Source organism: Fibrella aquatica (assembly GCF_041321135.1).
GTDB classification, from domain to species: domain Bacteria; phylum Bacteroidota; class Bacteroidia; order Cytophagales; family Spirosomataceae; genus Fibrella; species Fibrella aquatica.
Genome location: NZ_JBGGWF010000023.1, coordinates 1 through 26,292, shown reverse-complemented (window position 1 = coordinate 26,292; position 26,292 = coordinate 1). Strand labels below are relative to the sequence as shown.

General features: G+C 51.2%; 19 protein-coding genes and 2 rRNA genes. 8 read left to right on the top strand and 13 right to left on the bottom strand.

The genetic code is table 11. The annotated features are described in order from the left end of the window. Together ACAW87_RS25670 and rrf are read left to right on the top strand one after the other, a co-directional pair. Window positions 1-91, top strand: a 23S ribosomal RNA gene (locus tag ACAW87_RS25670); the annotation flags it as partial. A gap of 160 nt (window positions 92-251) precedes the next feature. Beyond that, window positions 252-362, top strand: a 5S ribosomal RNA gene (gene rrf, locus ACAW87_RS25665). A 150-nt stretch (window positions 363-512) separates the two neighbouring features. Here rrf and ACAW87_RS25660 read toward each other — a convergent pair. The 3 genes from ACAW87_RS25660 to ACAW87_RS25650 form a co-directional block, all read right to left on the bottom strand. Continuing rightward, window positions 513-1,565 carry a sugar phosphate isomerase/epimerase family protein gene (locus tag ACAW87_RS25660; RefSeq protein ID WP_370726529.1) on the bottom strand — a complete coding sequence of 351 codons (1,053 nt, stop codon included), beginning with the start codon at window positions 1,563-1,565 and terminating at the stop codon, window positions 513-515. Window positions 1,566-1,631: 66 nt separating this feature from the next. Continuing rightward, the gene (locus ACAW87_RS25655) at window positions 1,632-2,777 is read right to left on the bottom strand and encodes a Gfo/Idh/MocA family protein (RefSeq protein WP_370726528.1); all 1,146 of its coding nucleotides are present in this window, start codon (window positions 2,775-2,777) and stop codon (window positions 1,632-1,634) included. Window positions 2,778-2,916: 139 nt separating this feature from the next. Next, window positions 2,917-4,056 carry a Gfo/Idh/MocA family protein gene (locus ACAW87_RS25650; protein ID WP_370726532.1) on the bottom strand — a complete coding sequence of 380 codons (1,140 nt, stop codon included), beginning with the start codon at window positions 4,054-4,056 and terminating at the stop codon, window positions 2,917-2,919. A gap of 283 nt (window positions 4,057-4,339) precedes the next feature. On the opposite strand from ACAW87_RS25650, the gene ACAW87_RS25645 reads away from it, so the two are divergent. Further along, window positions 4,340-5,590, top strand: a complete 1,251-nt coding sequence (locus ACAW87_RS25645; protein WP_370726527.1) for an MFS transporter — start codon at window positions 4,340-4,342, stop codon at window positions 5,588-5,590. 85 nt (window positions 5,591-5,675) lie between these two features. Here ACAW87_RS25645 and ACAW87_RS25640 read toward each other — a convergent pair whose 3' ends face one another. The 4 genes from ACAW87_RS25640 to ACAW87_RS25625 form a co-directional block, all read right to left on the bottom strand. After that, the gene (locus ACAW87_RS25640; RefSeq protein ID WP_370726526.1) at window positions 5,676-5,957 is read right to left on the bottom strand and encodes a DUF427 domain-containing protein; all 282 of its coding nucleotides are present in this window, start codon (window positions 5,955-5,957) and stop codon (window positions 5,676-5,678) included. Between the two features lie 18 nt (window positions 5,958-5,975). Further along, window positions 5,976-7,187: a lytic transglycosylase domain-containing protein gene (locus tag ACAW87_RS25635; RefSeq protein ID WP_370726525.1), complete on the bottom strand. Its 1,212-nt coding sequence runs from the start codon at window positions 7,185-7,187 to the stop codon at window positions 5,976-5,978. A 207-nt stretch (window positions 7,188-7,394) separates the two neighbouring features. Next, window positions 7,395-8,648 carry a lytic transglycosylase domain-containing protein gene (locus tag ACAW87_RS25630; protein ID WP_370726524.1) on the bottom strand — a complete coding sequence of 418 codons (1,254 nt, stop codon included), beginning with the start codon at window positions 8,646-8,648 and terminating at the stop codon, window positions 7,395-7,397. Window positions 8,649-8,763: 115 nt separating this feature from the next. Continuing rightward, complete coding sequence (locus ACAW87_RS25625) at window positions 8,764-10,317, bottom strand: hypothetical protein (protein WP_370726523.1); 1,554 nt, start codon at window positions 10,315-10,317, stop codon at window positions 8,764-8,766. A gap of 397 nt (window positions 10,318-10,714) precedes the next feature. Here ACAW87_RS25625 and ACAW87_RS25620 point away from each other — a divergent pair, with 397 nt between their 5' ends. Next, complete coding sequence (locus ACAW87_RS25620) at window positions 10,715-12,253, top strand: P-loop NTPase family protein (RefSeq protein WP_370726522.1); 1,539 nt, start codon at window positions 10,715-10,717, stop codon at window positions 12,251-12,253. 104 nt (window positions 12,254-12,357) lie between these two features. On the opposite strand, the gene ACAW87_RS25615 is transcribed toward ACAW87_RS25620, so the two are convergent. Continuing rightward, entirely contained in the window at window positions 12,358-13,710 is a 1,353-nt protein-coding gene (locus ACAW87_RS25615) for a thioredoxin family protein (protein WP_370726521.1), read from the bottom strand. A 226-nt stretch (window positions 13,711-13,936) separates the two neighbouring features. On the opposite strand from ACAW87_RS25615, the gene ACAW87_RS25610 reads away from it, so the two are divergent. Then, window positions 13,937-15,349 carry a Gfo/Idh/MocA family protein gene (locus ACAW87_RS25610; RefSeq protein ID WP_370726520.1) on the top strand — a complete coding sequence of 471 codons (1,413 nt, stop codon included), beginning with the start codon at window positions 13,937-13,939 and terminating at the stop codon, window positions 15,347-15,349. An 84-nt stretch (window positions 15,350-15,433) separates the two neighbouring features. Here the strand turns inward: ACAW87_RS25610 and ACAW87_RS25605 are convergent, their stop codons facing one another. Further along, entirely contained in the window at window positions 15,434-16,582 is a 1,149-nt protein-coding gene (locus ACAW87_RS25605) for an acyltransferase family protein (RefSeq protein WP_370726531.1), read from the bottom strand. A gap of 176 nt (window positions 16,583-16,758) precedes the next feature. Beyond that, window positions 16,759-18,123, bottom strand: a complete 1,365-nt coding sequence (locus ACAW87_RS25600) for a M20/M25/M40 family metallo-hydrolase (RefSeq protein ID WP_370726519.1) — start codon at window positions 18,121-18,123, stop codon at window positions 16,759-16,761. A 166-nt stretch (window positions 18,124-18,289) separates the two neighbouring features. Between ACAW87_RS25600 and ACAW87_RS25595 the strand changes: the two genes are divergently transcribed. Both ACAW87_RS25595 and ACAW87_RS25590 read left to right on the top strand, forming a co-directional pair. After that, complete coding sequence (locus ACAW87_RS25595) at window positions 18,290-19,330, top strand: glycoside hydrolase family 53 protein (protein WP_370726518.1); 1,041 nt, start codon at window positions 18,290-18,292, stop codon at window positions 19,328-19,330. Between the two features lie 156 nt (window positions 19,331-19,486). Next, window positions 19,487-22,054 carry a cellulase family glycosylhydrolase gene (locus ACAW87_RS25590; RefSeq protein WP_370726517.1) on the top strand — a complete coding sequence of 856 codons (2,568 nt, stop codon included), beginning with the start codon at window positions 19,487-19,489 and terminating at the stop codon, window positions 22,052-22,054. Window positions 22,055-22,145: 91 nt separating this feature from the next. Here ACAW87_RS25590 and ACAW87_RS25585 read toward each other — a convergent pair whose 3' ends face one another. Further along, a complete protein-coding gene (locus ACAW87_RS25585; protein WP_370726516.1) occupies window positions 22,146-23,375 on the bottom strand; it encodes a PQQ-dependent sugar dehydrogenase in 1,230 nt (409 codons plus the stop codon). A 293-nt stretch (window positions 23,376-23,668) separates the two neighbouring features. Between ACAW87_RS25585 and ACAW87_RS25580 the strand changes: the two genes are divergently transcribed. Beyond that, entirely contained in the window at window positions 23,669-24,277 is a 609-nt protein-coding gene (locus ACAW87_RS25580) for an SGNH/GDSL hydrolase family protein (RefSeq protein ID WP_370726515.1), read from the top strand. A 98-nt stretch (window positions 24,278-24,375) separates the two neighbouring features. Here the strand turns inward: ACAW87_RS25580 and ACAW87_RS25575 are convergent, their stop codons facing one another. Both ACAW87_RS25575 and ACAW87_RS25570 read right to left on the bottom strand, forming a co-directional pair. Beyond that, entirely contained in the window at window positions 24,376-25,641 is a 1,266-nt protein-coding gene (locus tag ACAW87_RS25575) for a hypothetical protein (protein ID WP_370726514.1), read from the bottom strand. A 200-nt stretch (window positions 25,642-25,841) separates the two neighbouring features. Further along, entirely contained in the window at window positions 25,842-26,165 is a 324-nt protein-coding gene (locus ACAW87_RS25570; protein ID WP_370726530.1) for a YbjQ family protein, read from the bottom strand. Window positions 26,166-26,292 lie beyond the last annotated feature (127 nt).

Below are 26,292 nucleotides of genomic sequence, written 5' to 3'. Positions count from 1 at the left end.
CTGTGGGAGACGACCACGTTGATAGGCGGCAGGTGGAGGTTCAGAAATGGATGGAGCCGAGCCGTACTAATGCGCCTGTAAGGTTAGTATCACTATGGTGGTATGATCGTCAGCTTGCTTGGGAATAATGAATGATACGAATGTGTGTGGCAGGGTGCTTTCTTCTCGATGGGCAAAAGAATGATCAGGCATTGCTGCGCTGAGTAGGGTGGGTGACCACTAGAAATGAAGCAAAGCAAACGATATAGGAGGTTGGTGACGACGGGCGGGTGCACACCTTTTCCCATTCCGAACAGAGCCGTTAAGCCCCGCACTGCCGATGGTACTGGTGTCACGACCGGGAGAGTAGGCGGTCGCCACCCCTAGACAACAGAGAGCTGCTTCGCAAGAGGCAGCTCTTTTTGTTGATTTATACTTCAGAAAGTCTTAGGCTTGTAAGCTCAATTATTACATCATAAAAGAGGGTATCAGGAAGCCTCCTGATACCCTCTTTTATGATGTAATAATTGAGCTTACAAGCCTAAGACTTTCTTGTTAAACGCTTCGTCGGAACCTGCGCCCGCAAAGTCATCGAAGGCACGTTCTGTAACACGGATCATGTGATCCTGAATGAACGGAGCACCTTCAGCAGCCCCTTGTTCAGGGTGTTTAATGGCGCACTCCCACTCTAACACGGCCCAACCGTCGTAATTGTACTGAGCAAGCTTGCTGAAAATTCCTGCAAAGTCGACTTGGCCGTCACCTAATGAGCGGAATCGACCGGCTCGTTCAACCCAGCCCTGGAAACCACCGTACACGCCCTGACGACCCGTTGGATTAAACTCGGCATCTTTTACGTGGAACGCGTAAATACGATCGTGGTAAATGTCGATGAAATCAAGGTAGTCGAGACACTGCAACACGAAGTGGCTCGGGTCGTAATTGATACCAGCCCGCGGGTGGTTATCAACGGCGGCCAGGAACATCTCGAACGTGACGCCATCGTGCACATCTTCACCAGGGTGAAGCTCAAAGCCGACATTTACACCTGCTTCATCGAAAGCATCAAGAATTGGCTTCCAGCGCTTGCCCAGTTCAGTAAAACCGGTCTCCACTAGGCCCGCGGGGCGTTGTGGCCAGGGGTACATGAAAGGCCATAGCAGTGCCCCGCTGAAGCAAACGTGTGAGGTGAGCCCCAGGTTTTTGCTGGCTTTGGCGGCTAACATCATCTGATTAACCGCCCAGGCTTGCTGTTCAACTGGTTTGCCTGCTAACTCAGCCGGCCCGAAACCATCGAACATGGGAGCGTAGGCCGGGTGAACGGCTACCAACTGGCTTTGTAGGTGCGTAGAGAGTTCTGTAATTTCTACTCCAATATCAGCCAGTTTAGCTTTCAACTCATCGCAATATTCTTTGCTGTCAGCCGCCTTTTGAAGATCAATAACCCGAGAGTCCCAGGTTGGGAGTTGGATGCCTTTATAGCCAAGATCAGCCATGTATTTGGCAATCGTATCCAGTGAATTAAAGGGCGCTTCATCGCCCATGAACTGCGCCAGAAAAACAGCGGGGCCTTTAAGTGATTTCATATAGTTCTTTAGTTAAGTTGAGTTCAGGTACATTGCCAAAACAACGTACCTGAACTCGTCTATAAATTACACCTCTACCCAAGCCTGCTTTTTGTTGCTTTCAAGGATCTTCTCACAGATCAACAATTCACGGTAGCCGTCGGCGAAGGTTGGGTACGTTGGGTTTTCAGGCTGCTTACCAGTTTCGATAGCGGCATAGACCTCTTTGAACATCTGCTTCGACGTGTCGGGGAAACCTTCGTTATGGCCACCGGGGAAACCAATGACTGAACGCACCTCGGCATGAACAATGGATGGATCATCCGTCATGGTCTGGTTATAGCCGTCACGGTTACCCAGCCAAAGCTGATTCGGTGATTCAGAATCGAAAGCAAACGTCTTATTGGCGCCGGATATTTCCAACTTCAACTGATTCTTCCGGCCAGCCGACACCTGCGATACAGTAATCACACCGCGATTACCATTGTCGAACCGGAGCAGTACGTTGGCATGGTCTTCCGTGTTGATGGGTACGTCGGCGTAGTCATCCGGTTCCAGCATCTTGCCTGAATACGTTTCAACGGGTTTCAGCGGCTTCTTTCGCGTTTTGTGAATCGTGTTGAAGTCAGCCAGTACGGCAGTTGTTTTAAGACCCGTTACGTATTCGATGATATCCATCAAGTGCGAGCCAATGTCAGCAATGGCGCGAGAATCACCTGATTTGTCGGGTTCGAGACGCCAGTTATAATCGGTTTCGTAGAATAGCCAGTCTTGCAGGTACGAGCCAATGATGCTGTACACGTCACCTAGTTCGCCTTTCTCGCGCATCACTTTCATCTGGCGCACGAGCGGGTAATAGCGCAGGTTGAAGTGAACGGCATTGACCAAGCCAGATTCTTTAGCCAGTTGTACCAGTTCTTCAGCTTCGACCAGATCTTTAGCTAGCGGCTTCTCGCAGATAACGTGCTTACCTGCCAATAGGGCTGCTTTGGACTGACTGTAATGCAGGAAGTTGGGCGTACAGATATGTATGCTCTGAATGTCGTCCTGCTTCAATAGTTCGTCGAACGTGTAGGCGCGGGGAATGCCTAACTGTGCTGCCTTTGTTTCGGCCAATTCCTGAGTGACTTCACAGAGCGCCACTACTTCTACATTAGGTAATCGGCGAAGGGCTTCGATGTGAGCTGGTCCGATAAATCCGGTGCCAACCACACCAACTTGAATTTTTTGCATATAGGGGGATTTGATATTTTTTTGGTTTTTGTAGAGCCCGCAACGGCGGACCGGCAAAATCTTGCGGCTCGGCGCGCGACAGCAACTAGACTAATAATCGTTAATTATTGACGCGAGTGAGCCGCAAAATTTTGCAACTCTACAAAAGAAACTTCGTCCACTTTTCTGATGACTTATCGGAGGCGAGGACTGTGTCAATAAAGGCCATACCACGCAAACCGTCCTCAATTCCGGGAAAATCAAGCCGGATTGGGTCTGGTTCCTGACCGTTCATACGAGCGCGGAGGGTAAGCGCAAAATTATAATACACGTTGGCAAACGCTTCCAAAAAAGCTTCTGGATGACCGGCAGGCAGGCGTGTGTTGGCTTCTGCTTCGGGAGAAAGATCACCAACACCGGTACGGAGAAGTCGCGCACCTTCTTCGTTGGTTTTATAGATAAGCGTGTTAGGCTCCATTTGTCGCCATTCCAGACCACCTAACTCGCCGTAGACACGGATCGAGAATGGGTTTTCTTCACCGTTGGCAATCTGACTGTTGACAAGCGTACCCTTAGCGCCGTTTTCAAAACGAAGCAACATGTTAGCGTCGTCGTCTAATTGGCGACCTTCTACAAAAATGGTCAGGTCGGCGCAGAGTTCAGTGATCTTGAGGCCCGTAATGTATTCGGCCAGGTTCTCGGCGTGGGTTCCAATGTCGCCAACGCCACCTGCCGCGCCCGAACGGGCGGGATCAGTGCGCCAGCCAGCCTGTTTCTGCCCCGTGGCTTCGACAAGCTGAGCCAGCCAGCCTTGCGGATATTCGACCATGACCTTCCGGATCTGGCCAAGCTTGCCCGCTTTCACCATGGCCCGCGCTTGCTTCACCATCGGGTAGCCCGTATAATTATGCGTCAGGCAGAAGAGTAAACCGGTTTCCTCAATGATACTTTTCAACTCTTTGGCTTGCGCCATATTCAGCGTAACGGGCTTGTCGCAAACAACGTGAAAGCCGTTTTCGAGCGCCATTTTAGCCGGGGCGAAGTGCATATGATTTGGCGTAACGATAGTTACAAAATCCATGCGTTCACCTTCGGGAAGTCCTTTCTCCCGTAGAATCATTTCTTCGAAATTAGCGTATACGCGATTTTCGGGGAGATAAAGGGCATGACCCGTTTGTTTAGACTTTTCGGCGTTTGAACTGAAGGCTCCGCAGACCAATTCAATTTCATTGTCCATGGTCGCAGCACGGCGATGAACGGCTCCGATGAAGGCATCTAAACTGCCACCGACCATACCCATGCGAAGTTTTCGATGCGTATTGGTCTGACTGACAGCAGGAGAAAGGTTTGTTGAGGCTTGAGGCGTCATAAAATCTGGAAAACAGCGTTTAGCAGCTATTCGTACTCATTAAATAGCTTAAAGATAGAATCATCTACTTGTTGACTGGAAAATTAGCGGATTTCCTTTTTTTTAGGAAATTTTGCACATGCTATAAAGCTTAATCGGGTAATTACTGTTCATTAATCTCTTTATCTGAAAACCTAATCTTCGTAGTTGACCAAATCTTCTTTCTCTTTTTTCTATGAACACGACTGTTAACAGTTCGAGGCTCTTCCTGGCAAGTTGCTTCGCCCTTATCACCACGGCCTTCTCGTTTAGTATTCGGGCAGGGATTTTGCCTCAGCTGGGAACCGAGTTTGGCCTTAGTGCCGAGCAACTGGGTTTCATCAACTCAATGTGGTTTCTAGGCTTCCCAATAGCCATGATCGTCGGCGGATTGGTGTATCACACGGTCGGGCCAAAGATAATTATGACGGTAGCCTTTGTCTCTCATACATTGGGTATTCTGCTGACTATTTACTCAGGCGGATACACAGGCCTACTTATATCGACCCTATTCATTGGCATCGGCAATGGTTGTACAGAAGCCGCCTGTAATCCGCTGATCGCCGATATGTATTCAGGGGCGGAAATGAATAAGAAGCTGAACCGCTTCCATATGTGGTTCCCCGGTGGTATTGTGGTGGGTAGTCTGCTTTCTAAATTCATGACCGACGCCGGTTTGTCATGGCAGACGCAGATTTGGGTGATCATCATCCCAACCATTACCTATGCCTTCATGTTTTTCGGTCAGGCATTCCCGAAATCTAAAGTGGAAGGGGCGGCATCGCTGTCGCGCAATTTTCAGGCAATGTTAACACCGCTATATCTGTTCATCTTCTGTTGCATGGCCCTGACGGCTATTTCAGAATTCGGTCCGCAGCAGTGGGTTGGATTAATTATGAGTAAGAGCGGAGCAAGCCCAATGCTGATTCTGGCATTGGTAACTGGTCTGATGGCGGTAGGTCGGTATTTTGGAGGGCCAATCATTCACCGCCTCGACCAAACAGGCGTATTGTTAGGCGGGGCTATCTTCGCTACTATCGGCATTTACCTGTTTAGCACCCAAACGGGCGCTATGGCTTACGTAGCGGCTGTGTTCTTTGCAATAGGCGTATGTTACTTCTGGCCAACCATGATCGGTTTCGTTGCCGAGCGTATTCCGCTGAGCGGTGCCTTGGGAATGTCGATCGTTGGGGGAGTAGGTATGTTCTCGACGTCTATCTTCCAGCCCATCATTGGTCGTTGGATCGATGCCGAGCGTGTTGTACAAACAGCGGCCGGTAAAACAGGTGATGCTATGGAATTGGCAGCCGGTCAGGCGACACTGGTTAAAATGACTACGTTCCCTATCATACTGATCGTAGCCTTTGCCGCTCTGTATATCTTCATGCGGAATAAAAAGCACGTTCATGTCGATGAGTCAACCGTAGCGCAACAGCCTCAACTATAGTATGGCTGTTCATTCATAAAAAAGCGGTGCAGGATCATTTCCTGCACCGCTTTTTTTATGTGCTAATTCCAGGTACGTTGCCTTATCAACTCTCAACAGTAACTCCTTTCCAGAAAGCGACGTGATCTTTGATCTGGCTGGCGGCAGATTTGGGGTCGGGGTAGTACCAGGCTGCGTCTTTGTTCGTTTGCCCATCAACGGTAAGCGAATAGTACGAAGCCAGCCCTTTCCAGGGGCAGGTAGTATGCGTTTGACTGTCGACCAGGTACTCCGCCTTTACAGACTCTTTCGGGAAATAGTGGTTGTTTTCGACGATTACCGTGTTATCACTTTCGGCAATCGTAACGCCGTTCCAGATGGCTTTCATAGCTGATGTTCGTTTAAACTAAAACTCTGTTTTCCATTGAACTGTCCAGCCGGCCTGAAGTTTTTTTGGAAGGGGAAGTCCAAGTAAACCGGTAACAGGATTCATGGCCGAAAGCGTCAATGAACTAGCCTCTTTGGTTTCGGCCGAAATAACTTTTGTTGCCCTAAGGAAAATTTGCCCCCGGTTATCAATGTCATCCACTACGGCGTATAGGGCGTCACCTGTCTTGAGGCTTACCTCTCCTACCTGCGCATCTTCCGTGATGATAAACGCCCAGCTTTGACCCAGTTGTGCCTTGCCCGCTTTCTGGAGTTTGGCTTCTACTTCGCCTGTGAAAATTACCGGCGTGCCTGGTTTTTGGGCCAATAGTCCAGTCAATATGCTATCCATTGTGGCCGCTTCACTGGTAGGAGCAGCCTCGTATGCTTCGATGGGAATACCCTTTAACTCGGGCTCTTCGTCCACGATCCAGCCCATCCGGCGAGCCTGTTGCAATTCGCGTTCATACGGGTCATCGGCGTAGGCGAGCATACCCGCGTTCATGCCCGCATAGCGGCCCGGATTCTGCATCAGTTCTTTCATCGCCAGCATTCGGTAGAGGTAATAGCCTGTTTCCTCGTTCATGGCCATGTTGTAATAACTGCGGGTGGCCTGCCGAACCATCTTTTTTTCAATCATGCCCATACCACCATTATAAGCCGCCGCCGCCAGTGTCCAGGAGCCTAAGCGCTTGTGCAACGAGTTGAGGTAGCGGCAGGCAGCTTCTGTTGACTTTACCAGATCCATCCGTTCGTCGTTGCCCGGATCAATGCGGAGGTTCATGTCTTTGGCGGTTTCGTCCATAAACTGCCAATACCCTACGGCTCCTGCCGACGATACGGCATCAGCTTTCCAATTGCTCTCAATGAGCGGCATGTATTTGAAGTCGTTTGGAATACGATGCTTTGCCAGAATAGGCTCGACAACCGCGAAATAAGGTGCCGAGCGTTGCTGCAAAGCCTGTACCCGTTTGGCATAGCCCGACGTACTCATGAGCGCAACGGCAAGTTTAGCCGCTACGTTTCCCTGTTCTGTAGGAACGAGTTCACCCGCGAAGTTAGTCCGCTGAACAGGCTGTGGAGCTGGGATCTGCGTTCTGACGGGCCTCTTTCCCGTGCCTTTCGTTGACTTCGTTCGTTTCTGTGCAACCGTGAAATGTGCAAAAAAGAGAAGTATTAAGGTGCTTACCATGAAGCACTTGAAGAATTGAGTGTCTTGTTTCAAGGCAATTCGTTTGGTGCTGTGATTAAAACGGCCGCTTACGGCTATAAGTTCTAATTGGATCGCCAACCGAGCCAATGGTTTAGTCAAGACCGTGAAGTTACCTATCAGTAAAAAAGGCCCGTTCCCGATGAATTGATTCATCCGAACGGGCCTTTACTGGGCTGTGGTAAGGTCTTATAAAACTTTCCAGGTCAGAATCCAACCGGCTTTTATTTGGTCTACATCAGGTAATTTGATTCCCATTCTACCGGTCGATGCATCAACGGCGGCTAGCGGTAGGGCCATTGTTTGCTGGCTACCAGCAGTGTACAGTTTATCGGCCCGGAAGAATATCTTACCTGTTTTAGGATCAATATCTTCAACAACAGCGTAGAGACGGTCTCCCTCGTTAACCGTCACATCTTCGGCTACACCATTTCTGGTTAAGTTGAATACCCATATTGCCCCACGTCGTAGTTCTCCTGCTTCGGTCAGCTTGGCTTTTATGCCACCCCTGAACACATCGGCTGCATTGGGCAACGGAATATCTTCTGTATTATCGTCGGATGGAGTAATAGTAGCCAACGGTGTAGCTGTTGTAACGGCTTCCCGTTCCATGTTTACGAGTACCTCTTCGTCAAACAGGACCTCTTCTGCCTGGCCCGGTGTTTCGGCCCCAACAGGCTGGTTCAGGCTGGCCAGGAGTTGATGCGGAAGTAAATCACGGTACTGAAGCGTATTGTTGAACAGCTCTTTGAAGGCAAGAATCCGATATAAGTACTTACCGGTTTCAGCGTTGAGACGCAGATAATAATAATCGCGTTTCTGCTGCCTGCGAATATTGCCCAGTAAATTACCAATGCCCGTATTGTAGGCCGCTGCCGCCAATGTCCAGGAGCCTAACTGATCGTGGAGATAACGCAGATAACGACAGGCTGCATCGGTAGAGCGCATCAGATTGAGCCGTTCGTCCTTATACGGTTTAACGGTGAGGCCCAGTTCCCGGGCTGTAGCAGGCATCAATTGCCAATAGCCTGCCGCTCCTTTTGGAGATACTGCCGTACCCACAAGCGCGCTTTCAACTAAAGGGAGATATTTGAAATCGAGCGGGATATGGTATTTCTCAAGTACCGGTTCAATGATTGGAAAGAAAGCCGTTGCCCGTTGCCGCATACGAATGAGCGACGAAGCCTGAGAGGCGCTACGCGACAGGGCTGAAATAAGCTGACGCGCTACTCGCTGCTCGTGCATGGGTACAACCTCACCACAAAAGTGAACCCGGGGAAGCGGCAAGTCTAAATGGGGGAGTACCAAAGCCAGGTACGTTCGCGAAAAACAGGCACGATTACTGCTAGGAGCAGTAGTCCGATAAAAACTATCGGCTAGGGCTAGAACCTGGTGCCCCACAATGAAGCTGATTGCCAGCACAATACGGGCTAGTGACTTCATTGAAAAGAGGTTGAGTGAGGCGGCTGGGCAATCATTTCCTCTATTGGGACAAAATATTGATTGATCGGTCACGTTTAACATGATACCGATCGATCAATATTTGTGCCTGTGCCGTCTACTGTGCCTCGTCGAGCGGGGTAAAATCCTTAAATGTGCGTTTTAATGCCTTATCTGTAGCTTCTTTCTTGTTTTGCCAGTTCGCATCAAGCTCCAACGCAACCAAACCGCTCAAGCTCATGGCATTTCTGAACTCGTCGAGTTTTTTGATAAACTCGGGGGTGCGGCGGGCCGATTTAAGGGCAAACTCACGGGCAAAAATATCGCCTTTGTTTTGCAATTCACTTTTCTTGCCCAGCACGTAATTGTACCGATCCAATAAATCTTTCATCGACTTGCCAATGACTTCGGTGGCTTCCAGAGTTCCCATCGTTAGCACAGCGGTGCCGCCAATGGCAGAAACGAGCCGTTGGTTTTTCTGAGCCTGCACGGTGGATTGAGCGTTGGTGATGGCTGGAGCAACACCCGTAACGGCCCCCAGCGATGCATTGGCCATGGAGCGATTCCGTTTTCCTCCTTTAGCCCGACGATAATCGTGCTTTAACTGAATTTCTTTCTCATCGAGCTGAACAACCAGGTTCCAGGCCTGCACAAGTGCCTGATTGTAGAGCGCGTAGTTGTAGCGGTCTTTGGCTTCCTCGTTAACCGTATTCAATACCGTAATGGAGATTGTCTGCTCATCTCGATTCTGAGCTTTATCGAGCACAAAAAACGTGAGATTGACCCGGAGCGTATCGTGTGGGTCGCGTACAAAATCGTAACCGGGCATCCAGATAAATTCATACTGGTTGTTGGTGTTCTTTACCAGGGCCGATTTTGGTATTTGCTGACTTGAACTCAGAAAGTCAAACGTGTCGATATCATCGTCGCCATTGGGGTCTGCCAGGTAAAATTTGAGATTGATCGTGGTATTCTCACGTACCCGGTAGGCACGCTCTTTGGGCACCACCGAGATCACCGGTGGCAAGTCCATTTGCGTGACGTCGATCTTAAGGCGGCCTTTCGTACGGGTTTTAGCAGGTTGGTCTTCCACCCAAAACTCAATGTAGATAGGCTTGTTTCTAAGCTGATTAAACTGGTTCTTCGATAATGTCCAGGTCAATTCACCCTGCGCGCTCAAACGAACACCTTCAGGCATTTGATCGGGAATTGTAATAAACGCCAGAGGGTCTCCGTCGGCATCATAGACCTGCTTAGGGTCGAACTTATAGACGTTTTGTGTTTGGAAGCGGACATAAAACGGAGGCAGGTCTTCGACCACCGGCGGGCGATTAACGTGTTGTACTCTAAACTCAACCAATTGCGTAGCCGATTCACCCCGGCGGTTACGTACCTCAAAAATAACCGGAACAGGACGCGTGGTCTTGAGCCGATCGACCAGATCGTAGCCGGGAGTCCAGCTAAAGTGGCCAAGTGAGTCGAAAGCCATACCATCGAGCATGCCCTGAGCTATGCTGTAAGTGACCGAATCGACAGGGCTACCAGTTGTTTTTAGCGTGAAGCGAATAGACTGTCCCTCAGCAACAACGTTCCAGTCGGGCTGCGTTGGAAGACTGATTTGAAGTGATTTGGGGTCTTGTGCCTGGCAAAGGGAGTGGGTGAGCCACGCCATAAACAAGAACACAAGCTTATTGAATTTCATCATGTTACGTACCTAAGCCAATTTGCTTTTAAAAACGTAAAACTACGGTTAAGATTACAGCTACCGGGCTAAAATGCTATTTTTTCGAGTCAAAAGGCCTGTCAAATTAACTTTCATTGAATTATTTCGGGAATAGCCTCGCTCCGAAACGTAGCTACTGCCGACGTTTCAACCGGAGTTTTGTGGATGAACTTCAGATAAACCATTTGGCCCTAAAGCCTGTTAGTTTTATGATGTGTGATGGACAATAGCTACCAGACGAAAGCAGGTTTTACAACCGCTCGGTAGTCATTGTCCATTATATGTTGATACCTGTTCTGTTTAACTATTGTCTTTAACGAGTGTTGCCAACGAACGTTCCCAACGAATGAGTTACTATAACCTGAAAGCAAAGGAGTTAACCGCCATCAAAACCCTTGGCGAACTAAAAGCCGCCGGGTATCAGTCCCGGTCAATCAAACAGGAGTTACGCGAAAATCTGATTCAAAAAATCAAGGCCAAAGAGTCGGTGTTTCCCGGCATCTGGGGCTACGAAGAAACGGTTATCCCCGATGTAGAGCGCGCCATTCTGTCGATGCACCACATTAACCTGCTCGGGCTTCGTGGACAGGCCAAAACCCGGATTGCCCGCCTGATGGTCAATCTGCTCGACGAATACATTCCGTATGTCGACGGCTCTGAACTGAATGACGATCCGCTGAAGCCACTATCCCGTTTCGCGCATGATCTGATTGCCCAACACGGCGACGCTACGCCCATTGCCTGGATGCACCGCAGCGACCGCTACACCGAAAAGCTGGCCACGCCCGATGTATCGGTAGCCGATTTGATTGGCGACGTTGACCCCATCAAAGCCGCCACGCTGAAACTGCCGTATTCGGACGAGCGGACTATTCACTTTGGTCTTATTCCACGGTCGCACCGTTGCATTTTCGTGATCAACGAGTTGCCCGATTTACAGGCCCGGATTCAGGTGTCGCTGTTCAATATTTTGCAGGAAGGCGATATTCAGATCCGTGGTTTCAAACTGCGCCTGCCGCTTGATATCCAGTTTGTGTTTACGGCCAACCCGGAAGATTATACCAACCGGGGTAGCATTGTAACACCGCTGAAAGACCGGATCGATAGCCAGATTGTGACCCACTATCCGAAAACGATCGAGATGGGCCGGAAGATTACCCAGCAGGAGGCCGTGGTAAAAACCGAGCAGAAAGGCCTGGTTAAAACCAATGACCTCGTAGCCGACCTCATTGAGCAGGTAGCCATCGAAGCCCGCCAAAGCGAGTACGTGGATGCCAAGTCGGGCGTATCGGCCCGGATGACCATTTCGGCCTACGAAAACCTGTTGTCATCAGCCGAACGGCGTACGTTGCTCAATAGCGAGAAGGAAACCTACGTACGTATCTCGGATGTGTACGGTGTGGTGCCGGCCATTTGCGGTAAGGTTGAATTGGTGTATGAAGGCGAGGTAGAAGGCCCGGTCATTGTGGCGCAGAACCTGATCGGGAAAGCCATACGTACCCAGTTTCTAAACTATTTCCCAAACCCGGAAAAAGCCAAGAAAGACAAGCGCGGCAATCCATACAAAAAAATCACCGACTGGTTCGGTGATAATAATACGATGGACTTGCTCAACGACCTCTCGAATCGGGACTATGAAAGCCGTCTGCGTACCATCGACGGCCTCGACGATCTGGTCGATCAGTTTCACCCCCGCCTGAGCAAGCAAGAGCGCCTGTTCATGATGGAGTTTGCCCTACACGGCATTGCCGAATATTCGCTGGTAGGCAAAAAAGCCATGGATACCGGTCTGCAATTCAAAGACCTTGTTGGCTCGATGTTCGATCCTACCAAGCATTTTGGGGAGGAAGATGAGGAAGAGGACGACGACAACGATCGTTTCTAAGACCAATAAGCCACGTTACGGCAACGTACCTGGCAGTTGATAGTATAAGAAAAGCCACTACACGGTCTGTGTAGTGGCTTTTCTGTAAATAGTGTAGCAACGCGCTATAATGTTCCGTCTTTCATTTTTTGTAATGATTCCCGAAGCGTGCCCATCAACGGTGAGTTGGCGCTTTCTTCTTTTTTTACGGCCTTATTCTGCCATTCCAGTGCCTCTTCTTTTCGCCCCAGCCTGTACAGAAGATGCGCATAAGTGTCCATCAGGCTGGCGTCTTCACGAAACTCCAGACTCCGTTTCGACCATTCCGCTGCTTTTGTCAGCCACTTTGTATCCCTAGTCATCTGATAAAAGTCCCAGGCTGCCTGATTCAGGGCCGTAACGTAGCGTTGCGTATTTGGGTAAGGCATCACTGACACAAGGCCCGTACTGCCCGGTTTTTGACTTGATGTCATAGATGAAGTGCCACGCATCCGGCGTTGCATATCTAGTTCGTCGAGTTTCTGAACAGAATCAACTTTGGCGTTCATGAAATACCGGTCGTAGTAGTGGGAAGAAATCATCAGAAATCTCAACGTGTCTTTAGTGCCTCTGTAGTACCGGATCATAACCCAGTCTGCGGCCATAGTACCATTAAGCACATCGGTTCCGTAGGTACGTTGCCGGAAGCTGGCTGTTCTATATGCGAGGGTAAAATTCTTTTTGCTGATGGCTTTTTTGATCGAATTGTTTACCGCCAACGCATTGTACTCAATGGCTTTACGCACGCCCACCGCGCGGTAAAGGCTATCATTCAACACGCGATTGCTGCGAAAAATAGAGTCGGCGCGGCTTCCAACAATAGCACCCTGTTCAAAAATAAACAACGACAAACCAGCTGATTTGAGCGAATCGGCGGGCAACTGACGTACATAGGTGTCTAACAGGTCATCGGTAGGTAAGCCCATTTCCCGCCGTCTGATGATGTATTCGCGCATAAGCGCCGACGATCGATCTCCTTTCTCGTAAGCTTCTGCCAACGCCTTCAACGGTTTTTGTCGACTTTTAACCAGGGCTTCCTCGGCTTTCTCCAGGTACGCCCGGTCAAAGCTGGTGGTGTTGCACTGTCGGGCCAATGGATTTTCGTCGGCATCGAGGTATAGCGAAGAGGGGACACATTCGACCGCTAGCTTGTCGGCCAGTTCTTTGCCCAACCCAGTAGTTCCGTCGATGCGATAGCTGACAAAATGCTGAGCGAATTTTTCGCGTACCAGTGGGCTCGAAAAGGCGATAGCGACTACATCGCTGCAAGGGCCACAACTAGGACTGTCGAAGTGGAGGAACAGCAATTTCTTCTGCTTTCTGGCCTTTTTTACGGCCTCAGTCCAACTACCCTTTTCGAATTCGATACCCTGGGCAGACGAGTTACTTAAAAACGCGAAAAGGAATAGAAGAGAGGTCAGCGGAAAAGTAAATCGCATACGTTGTTTGTCTAAAATTATACAGATTAGTAAACGTAAATATAGTAGAAGACGATCTTGCCAGTATGTGCGGAATGAGGAAACGAGTTAAAAAATAGCCACGTACCTGACAGCTATTGACCAATCTCAATCGAGAAGCGGACTGTTGAGCGAGTCATGAAACACAACCTCGTTTTTCGTAACCAAAGCCGGGTACGTCGGTTGTTTCAGCAAACGCTTAATCGTTATGAAACAGATCGATCACCTGCTGCAACTCTTCAAGACAGAACCAGATTCGGATACCAACGGCCTTTCACGAACCGATTTCCTGCGCCTTACCGGAAAAGGCCTGGCCTTGGGGGTTGCTGGTGGGCTGGCTGCTTCGTGCAAAACGGGTCAGTCCGGAACACGTTACCCGGCTAACCCGTCAACGGTGTACCGATCGCCGACAGGGCAGCAAATTCCGTCGTCGGCACCGTATTCGCCACCTGCCAAAGTGCCTAAGGAGATCGATAAACCCATTGAACTGGAAGCTTGGAAATCAGATGCGGACCGTAAATCGGCTCCAACGCCCACGCCCCTGCCGATGGATCAGCGGGTGGGTTACGCGTTGGTTGGCCTGGGGCATCTGACGCTGGAAGAATTGCTCCCTGCCTTCGCGCAGTGTAAAAAGTCGAAGCCGGTGGCGCTGGTGAGTGGTAGCCCCGAGAAGATGCAGAAGGTAGCGCAGCAGTACGGCATTAAACAGAGCAGTTGCTACAGTTATGAGCAGTATGATCAGCTAAAAGACAACCCGGAGGTGCAGGCGATCTACATTGTGCTGCCCAACTCGATGCACGCCGAATACACCATTCGCGGCGCGCAGGCGGGAAAACACATCCTGTGCGAAAAGCCTATGGCCAACTCGGCGCAGGAATGCGAAGCCATGATCGATGCCTGCAACAAGGCAAACCGCAAACTGATGGTGGCCTACCGCATTCAATATGAGCCCAATAACCGGATGATTCGCGAGATGGTACAGTCGAAAAAGTTCGGGGCTCCTAAATTCATTGAAGCGTTCAACTGTCAGAGTTCGGCTAACCCGCAGCATTGGCGGCACATCAAGGCGCTGGCCGGCGGTGGTGCCCTGCCCGATATCGGCTTGTATTGCCTGAATACGATCCGGTTTATCCTGGGGCAGGAGCCAACAGAGGTATTCGGCTACCAATACAGTACGCCGGGCAATCCGTTGTTTCGGGAGGTTGAGGAGGTGATGTCGTGGCAGATGCGTTTCCCCGATGGGGTCATCGCCAACTGCGCCACGCATTATAACGTGCATGAGTCGCGGCGGTACCGGGTGTTGGCCGAACGTGGCTGGATGGGCCTCGACCCTGGCTTTTCGTATACAGGTATCCAGATGGAAACCGCCCACGCTGACGGGATGATTGAGCGCAAGGAGACTCCCATTCTGGGCCAGAAAAACCAGTTTGCCACCGAAATGGACCATTTTTCAGACTGTATCCTGAAAAACAAACAGCCGTTTACGCCCGGTGAAGAGGGCCTTCAGGATCAGAAAATCATGGAGGCTATTTACCAGTCGGCCCGTGAAGGAAAGCCGGTTAAGTTGGCCAGTGTGTCGAAGAAAGACGCCTTCCGTGGGCCGGAGCCTGATTTAGAATAACGTACTTAAGGGTTGCACTATGTGTAATTGCTTCGTGCTGTCGAAGGGCTTGCGTCAGCCCACTACAGCACGAAGCAACCAACATTATACGCGAATAAACAACTTCCGGCGGTACATCCACAGCAGAATCAGGTAGAACGTACCCAACGTGGCAGCCCCGATGAGCAACGGCTCGAAGGCAAGCCCGAACACCTGAAACGGGGTATGACCCAGATGGATGTAAAACGAGTTGATAATGAAGCTGTCGATCAGGTGAACCAGGCAATAAATAGCGATGGAATTCATGCCGATTACGGTCAAGAAGAAAGCCCAGTTCCGGCGCTTCAACACATCGATGACAACATAGAAAAAGGTCATTAACCAGAAGCACCAGCCCCCGCTGAATAACGTCCACGCGGGTGTCCAGATGCGTTTCACGATTGGGCAAAGGCCGGTTACGTGTAACAATACGCCAAGCGCCATACTTACGGCACCGACTATAAGCAACTGCCGTGTAACAAGCCGACTTGATTGACCTAACCGGAGCCACTGCCCGGCTTGCAGGCCAAGCAGCATGGTGCCGAGGGTGGGTATAAAACTCAGCGTAGCGTACCCGCCGCCATTGAACAGAAAAGGGTTTTTTCGGGGGAAGAGGTTCAAAAACCAGGTATCGAAAGCCCAGGCTAGGTTGCTGTTTTTGTTGAAATGGGCGGCTAGTCCTGTATAGTGGTGAGCCCAGTCGGCTGGTACGCCCACGGCCGCGTAGTTGAATGCCGCTGTGGGAGTCGGGTACAGCACAAATGCCAGCCAGTAACCGACCAAAATGCCGAACAGGGCTATCCATTGGGTTCGGGCTGAGGTGCGGCCGAGCAGAAACAGGAACGGATAACCCAGACCAATCTGCGTCAGGGTATCTTCAAACGTGAAATTCGTCTGCGTACTATGGATCGATCGCAAAAAGATACCCAACAAGATCAGGACCAGCGACCGGCGCAGGGTACGGAGGAACGAAGCAGTAGCCGACGTACCCAGTTCTGCCCGACTGGCCATGGAGTAGGGAAGTGCTACACCCACCAAAAATGAAAATGACGGCTGAATCAGGTCGTGTAGTGAACAGCCCGCCCAATCGACGTGGCTCTGTTGATAGGCCAGAAAGGCCCAGAATGAACTGTCGGGAAAAGCTTCGTGCAGATCGGAAAAACGCAATAATTCGGCGGCCATCAACAGCATGACAAATCCCCGATACGCATCCATCGACATCAGCCGATTGCTGAGAAAACCGGTTGGCTGTTGTTGCCGATCAGAACGGGTAGCGGTTGCAGGGTGCGGTAAAGAAGTGGCCATACTAAAGAAGTGCTGAATAGTCGGAGTAATTTTTTGACGTCAAAAAATTACTCCGACTATTCAATGCAACTACATGCCGTTTATACTCATAGCCCGTAGGTGTCGAGGAGGTAAACCAGTGCGGCCATTGACGCGCCGCCCAGTTCAAGCTCACGCTTGTTTACCATCTCGAAACGGTCGGCGGCGGTGTGGTGGAAATCGAAATACCGCTGCGAATCGGGTTTGAAGCCAAATAGTACCGTACCGATGTTCACCAGCGGACCAATATCCGCACCACCGCCACCGGGGCCAATGTCGTGAAGACCATAGGGAGCCAACAGCGGTTTCCAAAGAATGACCTTCGCTTTTTGTTCGGGCGTACCCACAATGCCAAAGCCACGAGGCGTAAAACCACCTTCGTCAGATTCTATGGCGGCAATGTGTTTCTCGTTGTTCTGCTTGGCCAGGTCGGCATACTTAACGCCACCACGCAGGCCGTTTTCTTCATTCATGAACATGACCGCCCGAATGGTACGCTTCGGTTTGATGCCCAGCGCCTTCATGATCCGCAACACCTCGATCGACTGCATACAGCCGGTGCCGTCATCGTGTGCGCCCTGCCCCAGATCCCACGAATCGAGGTGACCGCCAACCACAATGATCTCGTCGGGCTTCTCGGAGCCTTTGATTTCGCCCACCACGTTGTAGGACTTGGCATCGGGCAGGGTTTCGCAGTTTTGCTTGAAATAAAACGTCAGGTTCGGGTTTTCGGCCAGCGATTTACTAAGCAGGTTTGCGCCGTTGGTGCTAATGGCCGCTGTTGGAATCAGCGGAACACCGGTGCCGTAGCGGGTGCCGCCCGTGTGTGGGTAATCGTCTTGGGCCAGCGCCATCGAGCGAATAATAGCCCCCACCGCGCCTAGCTTGGCTGCTTCGGTAGCGCCGCCCGCCCGCTGATCAACGGCCCCGCCGTAGGCTTCGAAGGTGATCGTTTTGGTCGGGTCCATGGGGCGGTTGAAAAACACGATCTTGCCTTTGACTTTCTCTTTGCCCAACGCCCGTAGTTCCGGGAAACTTTTTACCTCGATCACTTGCGCTTCAACGCCTTTGGCAGCGGTAGCCACTGACCCGCCGAGGGCCGCAATAGGTACGTTTGTCTTCTGCTTGCCGTTCTGAATGTAGGCTACCTCTTTGGCACCACGTACCCAGTGCGGCACCATCACTTCCTGCAGAAACACACGGTCGAATCCCTGCTGCTCCATCAATTGCCTGGTCCAGTCAACGGCTTTTTGGGCACCTTCAGAGCCACTCAGCCGGGGACCGATCTGTTGTGTCAGATAGCGCAGCCATTCGTGTGATTTCCCGTTGGAAAGGGCTTCGTTGTAAATCCGGCGGATGGCTACCGAGTCGGCGTTTTGGCCGTAGCTGAAGGTAGAAAGCGAAAGGAGAAGAAGTGTAGCTAGTTTTTTCATTGAAGCGGGGTGATTAACAGTGTTGTTTTTACAGGTTGATTCTTGACTCGTAATCTAGGCAAAAACAGCCGGGTTATCATCAGTCGCCAGGATGTTGAGCTGCAAGATTACGAAAGGGGGAATGACAATCCGTTTCGTGTTGTTGCCCGTATGAACTTGCCAAAGAATGACTACGAGAAAAACGAGCTTACTGGCCGTAATGCTAACACTTGGTGTAATAAGCTGTCAGAACAAACAGACTCAGCCCCAACCCGTTACGCCTGATCCTGTACCTGCAACAAGCTTCATCAAAGGAGCCGACGTGAGCTGGATTACGCAACAGGAAGCCAGTGGCGTCCGGTTTTACCAGCCTAACGGAAAAGCTGACGATATTTTTGCGATTCTGAAAAACAAGGGAATAAATGCCATTCGGTTACGGGTGTGGGTCAATCCGCAGGGGGGATGGAACGGGGCCGATGATGTGCTGGCTAAAGCGAAACGGGCTAAAGCAGCAGGTATGAAACTGCTTATCGATTTTCATTACAGCGATTCATGGGCCGATCCGGCTCAGCAAACAAAACCCGCTGCCTGGACCACCTTGCCGTTTACAGACCTGAGAAAAGCCGTATTTGATCATACTGTCAATGTGATGAACCAGCTGAAAATCAACGGCATCATACCCGAATGGGTGCAGGTTGGTAACGAAACCAACGACGGTATGCTTTGGCCCGATGGACGGGCATCGACCAACATGGCCAACTTCGCGGCTCTGATCACAACGGGGTACGAGGCCGTAAAATACATGAGCCCCACGTCGCAGGTGATCGTGCACGTCTCGAATGGCTATGATAAGGCGCTGTTTCAGTGGTTGTTCAGTGGATTGGCCAGCAACAATGCCAAATTCGACGTGATCGGCATGTCAATGTACCCGCTGGCGTCAGACTGGGCGGTGAAGAACCAGCAGTGCCTGAGCAATATCAACGAACTGATTACGCAATACAAAAAGCCGGTGATGGTGGTCGAGGTAGGCATGCCCGCCAACGACCCGGCTACGGCAAAGGCATTTATTACTGACCTGCGCACTAAACTGAAAAGCGTACCCAACGGCAACGGACTGGGTGTTTTCTACTGGGAACCGCAAGCCTACAAACTGTGGCAAGGCTACGGTCTGGGCGCATTCGACGATGCCGGCAAGCCAACCACGGCGCTCGACGCGTTTCTTGATTGAATATGGTGTAGTGCTTCGCGCTGTAGGCCCTGAGCCTGTCGGGGACCGCACCGGCGGACCGGCCTAGTCGAAGGCATACAGCGCGAAGCAACACTACAGCGCGAAACAAAATGCACAACAAGCAAACCCAAAAAAACACTTCATCAATACCCATTTATGACCTTGCTCAACACCCGATTCTTTCTCTTCTTCTCCCTGCTGATCTGTACCGCTTTTGGAAGTGCCGCGCAAACGAAACCTAACCCGGAAAACCTGATTTACGTCGACAAGGCGGGCGTGATTCGTTATTCGAAAACAAAACAGGAAGCTGCTTTTTACGGCGTCAACTACTGCCTGCCTTTCGCCTACGGCTACCGGGCGGTGAAGTCCCTGAACATCAAGCCCGAAACGGCCATCGATCAGGATGTGTACCACATTGCCCGCATGGGAGCCGATGCCTTTCGGGTACACGTGTGGGATACCGAAATCAGCGATTCGCTGGGCAATCTGCTCAATAATGAACACCTGCGGCTGTTCGATTACCTGGTGGCGCAACTCAAAAAGCGCCAGATAAAGATCATCATTACGCCCATTGCCTATTGGGGTAACGGCTACCCCGAACGCGATGAACATACCCCCGGTTTTTCGCGCGTTTACGGAAAAGGACAGGCCAATCAGAACGAAAATGCGATTAAGGCGCAGGAAGAATACGTGCGGCAGTTTTTTCGGCATGTAAACCCCTACACTAAATCGACCTACGGAAATGACCAGGACGTGATTGCCGTTGAACTGAACAACGAACCCACCCACGCCGGTCCTAAACCGAAAGTGACCGAGTATATAAACCGGATCAACGCCGCCGTTAGAAGCACCGGTTGGGATAAACCCATATTCTACAACATCAGCCAGAATCCGTGGTATGCCGATGCGGTGGCTAAGTCAGACGTAAACGGTTTCAGTTTTCAGTGGTATCCGCTGGGGCTGGTGGCTGGTCACACTATTCAGGGTAATTCGCTGCTTCACGTCGACAAATACCATATTCCGTTCGACACCATACCAGCCTTTAAAAACAAAGCGCGTATTGTCTACGAATTCGATGCGGGTGATGTGTATGCGCCTTATATGTACCCGGCTATGGCGCGCAGCTTCCGGGGCGCGGGCTTTCAGTGGGCCACCCAGTTTGCCTATGACCCTATGGCAACGGCCTACGCCAACACCGAATACCAGACGCACTACCTGAACCTGGCTTACACGCCCTCAAAGGCAATTAGCATGCTCATTGCCGGACGCGTATTCCGCGAAACGCCGCGGTTCAAAACGTATGGCGCGTATCCGCAAGACAGTCTTTTTGGTCCCTTCCGGCTCAGCTATAGCCAATCGCTGAGCGAAATGAACAGCGACCGGGCCTTTTTCTACGCAAATACCACGCAGACAAAGCCAGTCAACGCCGCTAGCCTGACGCAGATTGCAGGCGTAGGCAGTTCGCCAGTTGTTCATTACGAGGGAACAGGAGCGTACTTTCTGGACAAGGTTGGTGCGGGTGTGTGGCGACTCGAAGTGATGCCCGACGCCATTCTGATCCGCGACCCGTTTGAGCGGCCATCGCTCAAAAAAGAAGTGACCACCATTCGGTATGCGGCCTGGCCCATGCGCGTTTCGTTGCCCGACTTGGGTACGTCGTTTGCCATTGTGGCCCAAAACGAGGGGAATTCCTTCGCGGCATCGGCAATCAATGGCGGGTTCCAAATTCGTCCGGGAACGTACCTGCTGAAAACGGCCGGTGCCAAAACGCCCGCATCGATGCCCAACGCCGTCATCGGATTGAATGAGTTTTACGCGCCCGCTGCCCCGGACAAAACGGAGCCGATTCTGGTGCATACGGCCTACGGGGAGGTTTCTGCCAACCAACCGCTTACGCTCTCGGCCACGATCGTCGGGCTGGATTCGGCCGATAAAGCAGTGGTCGAATTCAGGAACGGTCGCCTTCGAACCGTACCGCTTCAGCGTGTGGCGGGTTACCGGTACGAAGCCAACGTACCGGGCGACTGGCTGACATCGGGTCTGCTCAACTACCGAATCGTCATTCAGAAAGGCATCGACTACCGAACGTACCCAGGTGCTCATCCAGGTGACCCCACCGCCTGGGATTACCTGCCCAATGACACGTACCAAACCATTGTAACCGCCGAAAACAGCCGCCTGAACCTGTTCGATGCCAGTACCGACCGTGTTAAGCTGATCGTGAATAACAGCGATTACCGCAATAATACGGTTGAGCTTGCTCCTGACGAGAACCCCAGCCATCTGCTGCTCAAAGCCAGTTTTGGGAAAGCCAGCACCGATCCAAAAATGGGGCTTCAGTATTATTTTGGCGATAAAATTCAGGGACGTAAAACGGAACTGACGGGCTTCACAAAGTTGGTTGTGCGGGGGAAATCAGGCCAGCCGCAACCTGTAACCGTTAAAGTGAGCCTAATCAGTAACGATGGTACCGCTTACTCGACGGTGGTTAACCTGCCGCAGCAGATGAGCGAAATTGAAGTACCACTCAGTCAACTGACAAATGATGCCATGCCGCTGTTGCCCCGCCCATACCCCGATTTCCAGCCACTTACGTTTCAGCCTGCGAATGCAGGTACGTTCTCCGTCACCACGCTCGAAAAAGTCGATATGCAGCTAGGTCAGTCGGGTGTGCCTGAAAAGGCCACGAGCGTATGGCTCGATTATATTGGCTTAACACGATAAGTATAAAGCAAAAACGGTCGGTTACCCAATGTGGGCTGACCGACCGTTTTTGCTTTGAACTGTGTGGCTTCGCGTAACGCCACCAAACCGGTTATCGCTGATAGCTTACCCGGTAAATAACGCCGTTGTTATCTTCCGAAAAGAGCAGCGAACCGTCGGGCATGGTGGCTATACCCACCGGGCGACCAAATTGAGCCTGATTACCATTAACCAGAAAACCCGATACAAAATCGCTGGCACGGGTTGGTTTGCCATTCTCGAAATGCACCCGAACTACTTTATAACCTGATGGTTGCGACTTGTTCCACGAGCCCCGCATGGTCACGAAAATATCGTTCTGATAATCGGTCGGAAAGGCGGTAGCGCTGGTGTTTGTGTAAAAAACCATGGCTAGCGGAGCCGCGTGTGCTACGTAAGAAAAGGTCGGTAACGTTGTTTTGGCCAAAATCTGGGCGTAAGTAGTATCGCCCATGGGCCGTGGATGCGGGCTGTAGTTGCCGTCGCCGTAGATGTATGGCCAACCGTAAAAAGCACCCTGCTTAATCACGTTTAGCTCTTCTTTCTGCTGTTCGTCGCCAAGCCAGTCAATGCCGTGGTCAAAACCATACAACTCGTTGGTCTGTGGGTGCCAGCCAAACCCGATGGTGTTACGCAGACCCGTAGCGAAAATAGTCCGGTTCGAGCCGTCGGCGTTGGCACGGAGCATGGTGGCATGTTCGGGGTTAGGCTCGGGGCAGGCGTTGCAGGTGCTGCCTACGGTGATGTACATAAAGCCGTCGGGGCCAAAGGCAATGGTGCGGTTTGGGTGTTGACCCGCGTCGGGAAGGTCACTGATCAGTTGTTGCAGTGTGCCCAATGTGCCATCGGTATTGATCGGTGCCCGAAATACCTCCTTAATCGCTACCAGGTACATCTGCCCGTTGTGAATGGTTAGCCCATGCACGCTTTTAATGTTGGCCACCACTTGTTTCTGGTCGGCTTTACCGTCGGCGTTGGTGTCGCGTAGCAGCGTAACCGTACCCATTTCCCGGTTGGTCACGTAAACATGCCCGGCCGGACTAACCGTTAGCTGACGCGGTTTCCCGAGTGAATCGGCAAATTTGGCAACGGTAAAACCGGCGGGAACCCGCAGTTGCGCAATTCGTAGATCGGTGGCTGGCACAAGCGCCGGTTCAAACACATTTCCTTCAATTTGAGCCGAGGTTGGCTCTTTGTTCGTCTCAGGAATTTGTGCGTTAAACTCATCTTTACTACAAGCTGCCAGCAGCGAGGTAAAAACAACGCCTGCCAGAAGCAGTGGGCGAGCTGAAATTTGTGTCATATATGCGTTGAGGATACTAGTTGGATTGTACTGTTTTAAAACCCAACTCAAAAGAGTAGTATGTGTTCCTATAGTTTTAGTAGGGATTATTTAATGGCGCTAAAAGTGAGACTATAGCGGCCTTGAGATTCAAACACCGATTTTACGGGTGAAACAGTACCGTATAATCATTCATTGATGTATATTCGGAAGGGTATCGGTTATTATAGCGGAAACCCGTAGGTCAATGACCAGCGTATGTATACAGGTTTTAGAACGGCAGGAGCGCATTTACCTCCTGTTGTTTCGTCAACATGGTTTTGTTTGAAGAAGAAGTGCGCGAGCTTGAGCGTAAACTAAGCACGTACCCAACCGGTGGTACGGTCTTTTACGGTAGCTCGTCTATCCGAATGTGGAACACGCTGGCGGCCGATTTTCCGGAAGCGCAACCACTCAACATCGGGTTTGGTGGGTCAACACTAGCCGCCTGCGCCTGGCATTTCGAGCGACTTGTTCTGCCCGCCCAGCCCCGCGCCCTGGTGATTTACGCGGGCGATAACGATCTGGGCGAAGGGCGGCAACCCGAAGAGGTGTGCCTTTTTTTTCGCGCCCTGGCCGATAAAATTCAGCATCACTTGCCCGACATACCCGTCACGTTCCTATCCATAAAGCCAAGCCCCGCCCGCTGGCACATCATCAACGAAATCAGAACAACCAACGCACTGATTGCCACCGCTATTCGTGATTATCCGCAGTGTCAGTTCGTTGATATTACATCCCTGATGCTTACCAGCGATGGGCAACCCGATCATAGCCTCTACGAAGCCGATGGCCTCCATCTCAGACCCAGTGGCTATTCCCGCTGGCGTCAGCAATTGGTCCGAAAATCAATGGCTCTACGGATGCAGGAGGCGACGGTTTAGTGTTCAAGGTTTAAAGTCTAAGGTTCAAAGTCCAATGTCTAAAGTTGCTCTGCTAATCTGCAAAGCAACTTTAGACATTGGACTTTGAACCTTAGACTTTAAACGTTAGACATCAAATTGAGCAATGCCTCCCGGCCGGTGTTCCAGCGGCGGATGATGTTCACCTCGCGGACTACGTCAGGCGTTTTGGGACGGTTGGCTTCTTCAAAGTAATCGGTCATGCGGCTGGTCATTTGCCCGACAATCTCACTGATCGATTCGTTCAACAGCACGTTCGGCTGTTGAACAGCTGTCTGTATCAGCGCACGAGCCATCGACGCAGTGTAAAAGGCGCAGTCGATGTCCTGATGCCGCACAGGAACCCCATCGTGTAGCCGTTGTAGGTTCACTCCTCCGTCTTCGAGCCGATCAGAAACGGGCGCAACTCCCTCTGGTTGCGGAAATACCGTGTCTATTTTCCGTTTGAACGATTCCCACCAGGGTGGTTGCCCGTTGGGGTTCAGGGTGTCGCAAAAGATAAGGCGCTGCGGTTGGTTGGGCTGGGCGGGGTTCATCAGTAATAGCGCGGCGCCCAAATGACGATCGTCGGCGGCGTGGCGGCGTTGAATGACAAAGCAACGTACCTGTGTTTCGCCTTCCGTGTCCAACCGTTCCGTTTCGGTTTTCACGGCTCGCAACGATTCGTCCATATGTCCTTCCAGCACAACCTGCACCGGCAGCTTATCGGCCAGCAGGGCTTCGCGTTGTAACTGTCGGCCCAGAATGGTCAGGGCGGTGGTATCTGAGCGGCGGGTCCCGAAATAATAGCCGATATCTTCCCGCACCTGATGGTCGGGTGGCAGATCGGTCCAGCCGATTGAGTCGCCGTGGGTGCCTTGTCGGCTTGTTGGGCTATAGCGGAACGGAATTTCCAGGTGTTCGCGGTGAACGGCCAGATTATAGATGCGTTTCTCGAACTTGGCCAGCACAGGTTCGTAAGCATCGGGCTCGAAATAAACGGCCCATCCCGGTCTCAGCAGATGAGCAGCAATAGCGGGTTGCTCGAGTAGCTGCTCGAGGGCATCGTCGTGGTGCTTGAAAAAACTGCGTAAAGCGCCTTCTTCAATAAAGGTTTCTGTTTCTTCAGCAATAGTAGCGTACCTGACAAAGTCGGTAAACGTACCTGCGTTGCTGCCTGTTTCTCTGGCTTTTGCACTGTCGGCAACGGTACCGTTTTCGATCCACTCGCGCAGAAACTGCTTAACGGCTTCGTCGAAAGCGTGGTTAGCCGTTGCGGCTTGTTCTTTTGTATAGTCGGTGTTTGAGATTGGTTGGTTATCCATCGGCTCCCCCCCGTTGGAGCTGATCGGAATGAGTACATTCATGTTACGGTCTTGCAGTGAGAGGTTCTGTTTGTCGATTTTGGCTATGGGGTAAAAATACTACAAATAAAACAGCCTATCATCTAACAAAATTCAATCATTTGTCAGACCTGCGTATATATTTTTCTGGTAAGATTAATGTGTTGATAGCGAATGAGTTAGCGTAGACGGAGAAGTCTGTAATCAATCACTTGACATTCAGGCTAAATCGTTGCCTCAATCACTACCGCCGTACCGTTGGCCGATACCATAAGCATGGTGTTATTGATGGTTTCGTAATCCATATCGACGCCAATAACGGCGTTGGCCCCGAGCCGCGTAGCCTGATCCATCATCTCTTTAATGGCAATGCTTTTTGCCTCGCGCAGTGCCTGCTCATAAGCGCCCGATCTGCCACCTACCACATCGGTGATACTGGCGAAAAAGTCTTTCAGAATATTGGCGCCAATAATAGCCTCTCCATTGACAAGGCCGATATAGTTCGAAATGCGTTTGCCTTCGATGTTCGAGGTAGTAGTAACGAGCATAGCGTTTATGTACAGTTGAGGGCAAATATAGAAGTTTGTGGTTTGTAGTCTGTGTTTTGTAGCGGTCCGCCGCTGCGGTGCGTTGCTAATCAGCCAAGCCGTGACAAGCAACGCACCGCAGCGGCGG